Below are 8,093 nucleotides of genomic sequence, written 5' to 3' on the forward strand. Positions count from 1 at the left end.
GGGACGGATATCTCGGACTCCCCGAAAGAGGTACGCACCTTCTTTTTGGAGTGCCCGTTACGGGAGTTGCCGTCCTTGGACCTCTGGTGCCTTTCGTAATCCAGATGGCCGTCCAGTTCCCCTTCCAGCATCTTCTCGATACCGCGTTTCTGGAGTTCCTTGAGAAAACCGTTGAGCTCGTCTCCCGATTTGAACTGCTTCAGGAAATCGTCGTTGAACAATTCTTCTTTCTTCATAATGTGAAAATATTTAAAACCTGTCTGCCGACAGGCAAGATTAGACAAAAAATTAGCGGGGGCATGCCCCCGCTAATTTTCTATTTACACACTTTATGAGATAGTCCTCTTTTCATTTTTAAAAGATACCTATAAACTCCTACTTGGGCATATCATTAGGTTTTTACCTTGGTGGCGGCAAGTGAAAAAAATAATATTTCGTCTAGTTTTATTAAGTCAATAGGGAGGTATTGATTTGCCTCCTTTTTATTTTTTACCTAGATATAAATCCACCAAACCTTCGGGGGTCTTCACAAAAATTGTCTTGTTCTTGCGGTCAACCTTTTTGATTATTTCATCGCTGACAGGAATCAACAATTCCTTGTCTCCTTTTTTTACTTCAAATAAATCTTGTGAAGTACTATCGTTAATGGATTCCACAAGACCAATATCTCCATAAACCTCATCCATTAGGGTAAAACCGATTACCTCATGAAAATAAAACTTGTTGCCTGTTAGTGGAGGCAACATAGTCAGAGGAAGGTATAATTCGGAACCAATAAGCTTATCCGCAGTAGGTTCGTCCTTCACCTCTTCAAAATCGATGCGGAGCAGGTTGGATTTGTGCAATCGACATTTATCAATAAAAAATGGAACCAGATTGTTTCCTAAAGAAACAAGTACTGATTCCATGTTTTCGTAACTATCGGGCTCATCGGTGTCCAGTTTAACCAGCACCTCACCCTTAAAACTATATTTTGAAACGACTTTGCCCAGGTAGAAGCAGTCTTCCTTGCGCATCGTCCTACGTTTCTATTCTTCTTTTTTGGAAGGTTCCTCTGCATCAGGAGCTTCTTCCGCAGGAGCTTCAGCTTCAGCAGTGGCCTCCTCTGTAGCGGCTTCGGCAGTCTCTTCGGCAGCTTCTTCAGTTACTTCCTCTTCTTCCGGCAAAGCAGCGGCAGCTCTCTTGGCGTTCGCTTCCTTCTCAGCTTCCAATGCTTTGGCTCTGGCCTCGGCTTCAGCTTTGGTCAAACCTTCTTTTTTGGCTTGGATTTTTTGCTCTTTCTCTTCCAACCAAGCTTTGAATTTCTCCTCAGCCTGCTCTTCGGTCATTGCGCCTTTGCGAACACCTACCATCAAGTGGTGCTTCATCATCACTCCTTTATAAGAAAGAATTGCTCTAGCGGTGTCGGTTGGCTGTGCACCGTTCTGCAACCATTTTACAGAACCGTCAATATCAAGATTGATTGTGGCTGGATTGGTGTTTGGGTTATAAGTTCCCAACTTCTCCAAATATTTACCATCTCTTTTCGCTCTTACATCTGCAGCTACCACCCAATAGAATGGTTTACCTTTTTTACCGTGTCTCTGAAGTCTAATTTTAACTGGCATATCACATTAATTTGTAGGGTGCCCGACCCTGATTATTAATTCTTTTATTTTAAAATGTCATTTCCGATTTCCCGGAAATCAGTCGCTTATCTGTTAAGCGGGTGCAAATATAATCCAAATCCATTAATCCCCAACTCCTTTTTGCCATTTTTATTGGTTGATAACTCCTCACAACTCTTTTTTATCAAACCTTTCTTCTTCCTTATTTTTATTCATTCTTTTTTTTGACCAAGACAGATAGCTTATGTACTTGATTTTTGATACGGAAACCACTGGTTTGCCCAAACGTTGGGACGCCCCCATTACCGATACCGATAATTGGCCAAGATGCGTCCAGATAGCATGGCAGTTGCACGATGAGCTCGGTAATTTAATAGAACACCAAGACTTTTTGGTAAAGCCCGAAGGGTTCAACATACCTTACGAATCGGAACAGATACACGGCATCTCCACCGCCTTGGCCGAAGAAAAAGGCGTTCCGTTGAACGAGGTGTTGGAAGCCTTCAACAAGGCTTTGCAACAGACAAAATTTATTGTGGGTCAAAATGTAGGGTTCGACATTAACATTATGGGGTGTGAATTCCACCGTGAAGGCGTGGAAAGTCCAATGACCGAACTCCCAGTACTCGACACCTGTACCGAACATACCGCAGAGCTCTGTAAAATACCCGGGGGACGTGGTGGAAAATTCAAATTGCCTACCCTGACCGAACTGCACGAGTTTTTGTTCGGGGAACCATTTGCCGAAGCACACAACGCAACGGCCGATGTGGAAGCCACCACACGTTGCTTTTTGGAGTTGGTCCGTAAAAAACAATATTCCCGCCAAGAACTAGACGTTCAACCCGATTATTTTGAGCGTTTCTCCGAGGCCAACCCACAAGAGATAGAACTCATCGGGTTAAAGCACATCAACCTAAAGGCCGCATCAAAAGAAATAGCCGATGCACTTTGGGCGGAGGACACAGGAGGTGTTTCGGATGAGGAAATCCAAGAGAATGTAGAGACCTTGGAAGACGAGCCTTTTGTCCACCTGCACAACCACTCCCAATTCTCCGTGCTTCAGTCCACCATCAACATAAAAGATTTGGTGAAGGCAACGGCCGACCATGGCATGCCTGCAGTTGCCCTTACCGACCATGCCAACATGATGGGCGCTTTTCATTTTGTGAAGGAAGTAATGGGACACAACAAAGCGGCCAAGGCCAAAAATGAAGAACTCATAGCCAATGGGGAACAAGCTACCGAAAAAGAAATTACCCCCATTGTAGGTTGTGAATTCTTTGTCTGCGAGGACCACACCAATAAAAACGTAAAGGACTACGGGCATCAAATTGTGCTCTTGGCCAAAAACAAAAAAGGGTACCACAATCTGGCTAAAATGTCATCCATTGCCTATACCGATGGGTTTTACTACGTACCTAGAATCGACAAAAAAGTTGTTGAACAATATAAGGAAGATGTAATCGCCCTTACCGGAAACTTGTACGGTGAAGTCCCCAACAAAATTTTAAATGTTGGTGAAAAACAGGCCGAAGAAGCCCTTTTGTGGTGGAAAGAGCAATTTGGCGACGATTTTTACATCGAAATAATGCGCCACGGCCAAGAAGACGAAGATCGTGTAAATCAAGTTTTGGTACGTATGGCCAAAGACCATAATGTAAAACTCGTCGCCACCAACAACACCTATTATTGCAATAAAACAGATGCCGAGGCACACGATATTTTACTGTGCGTAAAGGATGGGGAAAAACAATCCACCCCCATCGGGCGAGGCAGAGGTTACCGTTACGGCCTTCCCAACCAAGAGTACTATTTTAAGTCTTCGGACGAAATGAAGGAACTCTTCAAAGACTTACCCGATGCTATTTTGAACATCAAGGAAATTGTGGACAAAATTGAGCCCTTCGACCTTGCCAGTGATATTTTGCTCCCCAAATTCAGTATTCCAGAAGAATTTAAAGACCCAGAAGATGAAATCGACGGAGGTAATCGCGGTGAGAATGCCTACCTGAGGCATATCACATATAAAGGAGCCGAAAAACGGTACGGAGAACTTACGGATCAAATCAGGGAACGGATAGATTTTGAGTTGGAAATCATTAAAAACTCAGGCTATCCGGGCTACTTTTTGATTGTAGAAGATTTTATCCGCGAAGCGCGCAATATGGATGTGTCCGTAGGGCCTGGGAGGGGTTCCGCAGCCGGTTCTGTGGTGGCATACTGTTTGACGATCACCAACATCGACCCCTTAAAGTACGATCTGCTTTTTGAGCGGTTCCTGAATCCGGACAGGGTGTCCATGCCCGATATCGATATTGATTTTGATGACGAGGGCCGTAGCCGTGTAATGGACTACGTAATCAATAAATACGGGGCCAACCAAGTGGCGCAAATCATTACGTATGGAACCATGGCGGCCAAATCGTCCATTCGCGATACTGCTCGTGTGTTGGATTTGCCCCTGGGCGACGCCGACCGTATAGCCAAATTGATTCCCAACATGTCCAAGCTCAATAAGATTTTTGGAGTGGACGAAGCCGATTTGAAGAAGAAGTTCCGTTCCGATGACTTGGAGAAGGTGTATGAGCTCCTAAATATTGCAGAAACCGATGATTTGGAAGGGCAAACCCTTAAAATGGCCCGTGTTCTTGAAGGGTCGTTGCGAAACACAGGGATTCATGCCTGTGGAGTAATCATTACTCCGGATGACATTACCAATTTTGTACCTGTATCCGTTGCCAAGGACTCTGACCTTTACGTTACCCAGTTCGACAACTCCGTAGTGGAAAGCGCCGGGCTGTTAAAAATGGATTTCTTGGGATTAAAGACCTTGACCTTGATCAAGGATACGGTAAAAATCGTGAAGGCCAGAACGGGAATAGAATTGGTCCCCGATGATTTTCCGCTGGATGATGAAAAAACATATGAACTCTTCCAACGAGGTGAAACCGTAGGGGTATTCCAGTACGAATCACCCGGGATGCAGAAGCACATGAAAAACCTGAAACCTACGGTTTTTGATGACCTTATTGCCATGAATGCCCTGTACCGCCCAGGCCCAATGGAATACATTCCAAGTTTTATTGCACGAAAGCATGGTGAAGAGGAGATTAGCTACGACCTCCCCGAAATGGAGGAATACCTCCAAGAAACCTACGGGATTACCGTATACCAAGAGCAGGTGATGTTGCTCTCACAAAAACTGGCCGGATTCTCCAAAGGTGATGCGGACGTGCTCCGGAAGGCTATGGGTAAAAAGATATTCGCCCTACTTGAAAAATTAAAGCCCCAGTTCTTGGACGGCGGGGAGAAAAACGGTCACCCACGGGATGTGCTGGAAAAAATCTGGAAGGATTGGGAAGCATTTGCCTCCTATGCCTTCAACAAAAGTCACTCCACCTGTTATGCCTATATCGCATACCAAACAGCATATTTAAAGGCCCACTACCCTGCCGAATATATGGCCGCAGTGTTGTCCAACAACATGAATGATATTAAGCAGGTTACCTTTTTTATGGAGGAATGTAAACGAATGGGGCTTGAGGTGTTGGGGCCGGACGTGAACGAATCCTACTATAAATTCGCCGTAAACAAGGACAATGCGGTACGTTTTGGCATGGGCGCCATTAAAGGTGTGGGGCGGTCGGCAGTGGAGACCATTGTGGAAAACCGTAAGGAAGAAGGCCCATACAAATCCATATTTGATCTGGCCAAACGGGTTGATTTGCGTGCAGCCAATAAAAAGGCATTCGAAAATCTGGCCTTGGCCGGAGGGTTTGATTCCTTCGGTGATACGCACCGCGCCCAGTATTTCCATGATGATGGCGATGGCATTTCCTTCTTGGAGAAGGCCGTGAAGTACGGCTCCAAGTTTCAGGAGAACCAAAATTCATCCCAAGTAAGCCTTTTTGGTGAAGCTAGTGAGGTTCAAATTCCCGAACCCATTGTTCCGCCCTGCGAGGAATGGGGCACCATGGAAAAGTTGCGTCGGGAAAAAGAAGTGGTGGGCATCTACATTTCTGGTCACCCCTTGGATGATTTCAAAAAGGAGATCAAGGCATTTTGCAAGAATACGGTATCCGATTTCTCTCGTTTAGAGGAGCATGTGAATCGTGAGTTGACCGTAGCCGGTGTAATTACCGATGTACAACACCGAGTCTCTAAAAACGGTAAAGGTTGGGGGCTCTTCACTTTGGAAGATTACAACGATTCGTACGAATTGCGCATTTTTGGTGAGGAATACCTAAAGTTCCGTCATTTTTTAATGATCAACTCTTTTGTACATGTGCGGGCGTTTGTGCGCGAGGGCTGGGTAAACCGGGACACGGGCAAGAAAGGGGATCCAAGGCTTCAGTTCAACGATTTTAAACAGCTTCAGGACGTGATGGATGCCTTTGCGAAAAAGCTTACCATCAAACTGAACATAGATCGTCTGCAGGAACAACGTATCAAAACCTTGAAAGACACTTTAACATTACATAAAGGGGATCATCCCATAAGTTTTGTAATTTATGAGATGCAGGAGGAAATCAAACTCAAATTATCGAGCCGAAAACAAAAGGTGAAGATAAACAGCGAGTTACTTTCCGAACTGGAAGCAAATGAAATTCACTACAAGCTGAATTAGATCATAATTATTGTCAATGGCGCAATAATTAAAACGAATACGCCGTATGTAAGTTACATGGGCATTATTTGACTAACTTTGCACAATATTAAAATAAATAAGATGGCACTAGAAATAACAGATGCAACTTTTGACGAAGTAGTTTTAAAAAGTGACAAGCCTGTCCTAGTAGATTTTTGGGCAGCATGGTGCGGACCCTGTAGAATGGTAGGTCCGATCATTGAAGAAGTAGGGCAAGAATACGATGGCAAAGCTGTTGTTGGCAAGGTAGATGTTGATGCAAACCAACAGTTTGCCGCTAAATATGGCGTACGCAACATTCCAACCGTTTTAGTTTTTAAAGACGGTGAGGTTGTTAACCGTCAAGTAGGCGTATCTCCTAAAAAAGTATATACAGATGCCATTGATGCAGCTCTGTAATAACAATTAGGGAATTAGATTTTAAAAAAGGTTTGGCACTTGCCAAGCCTTTTTTATTTTATCTTGTCTGCACAAATTAGTTATGGACGTACGATCGGAACTTAGCAAAGCAACCCTTTTCCAAAATTTAGAGCTTTTGGCACACCAAATTGTGGAAGGGTTTATCAGTGGAATCCATAAAAGTCCGTTCCACGGGTTCTCCGCTGAGTTTGCGGAACATAAAATTTATAACCCAGGGCAAAGTACCAGACATATTGATTGGAAACTTTTTGCACGAACAGACCGCTTATACACCAAACGCTTTGAGGACGAGACCAACCTTAGGTGCCACATGATCTTGGACAACTCCAGTTCGATGTACTATCCGGAAGTGAAAGAGTATTCCTTGGACAACCTCAACAAAATTGGTTTTGGGGTGCTTTCCATCGCCGCTTTGATGCAGGTTTTGAAGAAACAACGGGATGCCGTTGGCTTGAGCATCTATTCGGACACCTACGATTTCCACGCTTCGGAAAAGAACAGTGAACGCCATTTTCAAATGCTGTATTCCAAATTGAACGAAGTGGCCACGCATAAAACAAACACAAAAGAGACCAAAACCTACACGTTTCTACATCAAATAGCGGAGAAAATACACCGAAGAAGCTTGATTTTTTTGTTTACGGATATGTTCCAAACGGAGACCGAAGAGGAAAAACTTTTTGAAGCGCTTCGGCACCTTAAATACAACAAACACGCCGTGGTTCTTTTTCATTTATTAGATCAAGCCCACGAGCTCAACTTTGATTTTGACAATGCCCCCAAACGTTTTGTTGATGTGGAAACGGGCGAGCAAATAGATTTGTATGCCGATTCCATAAAAAAGGCATATTCGGAAAAAGTGTTGCAATACCAGAAAAGCCTCAAACTAAAATGTGCACAATACCAAATAAAATATGTGGGCGTGGATGTTAGATCAGGGTTCTCCCAAGTATTGAATTCCTTTATGATTGAGCGGCAAAAATTTGTTTGACCATTTTTTTAAAAAAATGTTTTGCCGAATCCGAAATGAGAGTGTATATTTGCACTCGCTTTAAAAAAGCAATGAACAAGATTTGAATCTGACTGTTGTCGGAGTCTTACAAAGATAAAATCATTGGTCTGGTAGTTCAGTTGGTTAGAATACCTGCCTGTCACGCAGGGGGTCGCGGGTTCGAGTCCCGTCCAGACCGCTTAAATCCTTGATAATCTATTGATTGTCAAGGATTTTTTATTTACACCCTTTGACTCTCCCCTTTCTTGGATCAAGACCAATTGTGGATCAAGACCAATTGTTGTGTTTATGCAAAAATTGTTGTTAATCTAAATAGGAAGAACTCTACATTTTTGACACCTCTAAACTGAGCCCTAAAGGCTTTTATTTTTGCATTGAAGGACTCTGCTGAAGCATTTGTACT

The 8,093-nt window shown here is 43.7% G+C and carries 7 protein-coding genes and 1 tRNA gene; 4 read left to right on the forward strand and 4 right to left on the reverse strand.

What is annotated here, in order from left to right; translation table 11 throughout:
- The 3 genes from AC13CC_RS11565 to AC13CC_RS11575 form a co-directional block, all read right to left on the reverse strand.
- Positions 1–236, reverse strand: a 236-nt coding sequence (locus AC13CC_RS11565) for a transposase (RefSeq protein ID WP_482878271.1), incomplete at its 3' end; no start/stop codon positions are given.
- A gap of 246 nt (positions 237–482) precedes the next feature.
- On the reverse strand, positions 483–1,016 hold the full coding sequence (gene rimM, locus AC13CC_RS11570) for a ribosome maturation factor RimM (RefSeq protein WP_326276963.1): 534 nt from the start codon (positions 1,014–1,016) through the stop codon (positions 483–485).
- 12 nt (positions 1,017–1,028) lie between these two features.
- Positions 1,029–1,607 (reverse strand): 30S ribosomal protein S16, encoded by a 579-nt coding sequence (locus tag AC13CC_RS11575; RefSeq protein ID WP_326276962.1) that lies wholly within the window; start codon positions 1,605–1,607, stop codon positions 1,029–1,031.
- A 244-nt stretch (positions 1,608–1,851) separates the two neighbouring features.
- Between AC13CC_RS11575 and dnaE the strand changes: the two genes are divergently transcribed.
- The 4 genes from dnaE (at position 1,852) to AC13CC_RS11595 (ending at position 7,868) form a co-directional block, all read left to right on the forward strand.
- Complete coding sequence (gene dnaE / locus AC13CC_RS11580; protein ID WP_482876441.1) at positions 1,852–6,237, forward strand: DNA polymerase III subunit alpha; 4,386 nt, start codon at positions 1,852–1,854, stop codon at positions 6,235–6,237.
- A 102-nt stretch (positions 6,238–6,339) separates the two neighbouring features.
- A complete protein-coding gene (trxA, locus tag AC13CC_RS11585; protein ID WP_275649610.1) occupies positions 6,340–6,657 on the forward strand; it encodes a thioredoxin in 318 nt (105 codons plus the stop codon).
- 82 nt (positions 6,658–6,739) lie between these two features.
- A complete protein-coding gene (locus tag AC13CC_RS11590) occupies positions 6,740–7,669 on the forward strand; it encodes a DUF58 domain-containing protein (RefSeq protein ID WP_326276960.1) in 930 nt (309 codons plus the stop codon).
- Positions 7,670–7,794: 125 nt separating this feature from the next.
- Positions 7,795–7,868: transfer RNA gene (locus AC13CC_RS11595), tRNA-Asp, on the forward strand.
- A gap of 108 nt (positions 7,869–7,976) precedes the next feature.
- Here AC13CC_RS11595 and AC13CC_RS11600 read toward each other — a convergent pair.
- Positions 7,977–8,093 (reverse strand): transposase (locus tag AC13CC_RS11600; RefSeq protein ID WP_482875575.1); only part of this gene is annotated, 117 nt, incomplete at its 5' end.

The organism is Flagellimonas sp. L-11 (genome assembly GCF_056857735.1).

What these genes read in the sequence shown, in the direction of transcription:
- rimM (WP_326276963.1), bottom strand. Translation starts at nt 1,016, where the DNA reads ATGCGCAAGGAAGACTGCTTCTACCTGGGCAAAGTCGTTTCAAAATAT.
- AC13CC_RS11590 (WP_326276960.1), top strand. Translation starts at nt 6,740, where the DNA reads ATGGACGTACGATCGGAACTTAGCAAAGCAACCCTTTTCCAAAATTTA.
- dnaE (WP_482876441.1), top strand. Translation starts at nt 1,852, where the DNA reads ATGTACTTGATTTTTGATACGGAAACCACTGGTTTGCCCAAACGTTGG.
- AC13CC_RS11575 (WP_326276962.1), bottom strand. Translation starts at nt 1,607, where the DNA reads ATGCCAGTTAAAATTAGACTTCAGAGACACGGTAAAAAAGGTAAACCA.
- trxA (WP_275649610.1), top strand. Translation starts at nt 6,340, where the DNA reads ATGGCACTAGAAATAACAGATGCAACTTTTGACGAAGTAGTTTTAAAA.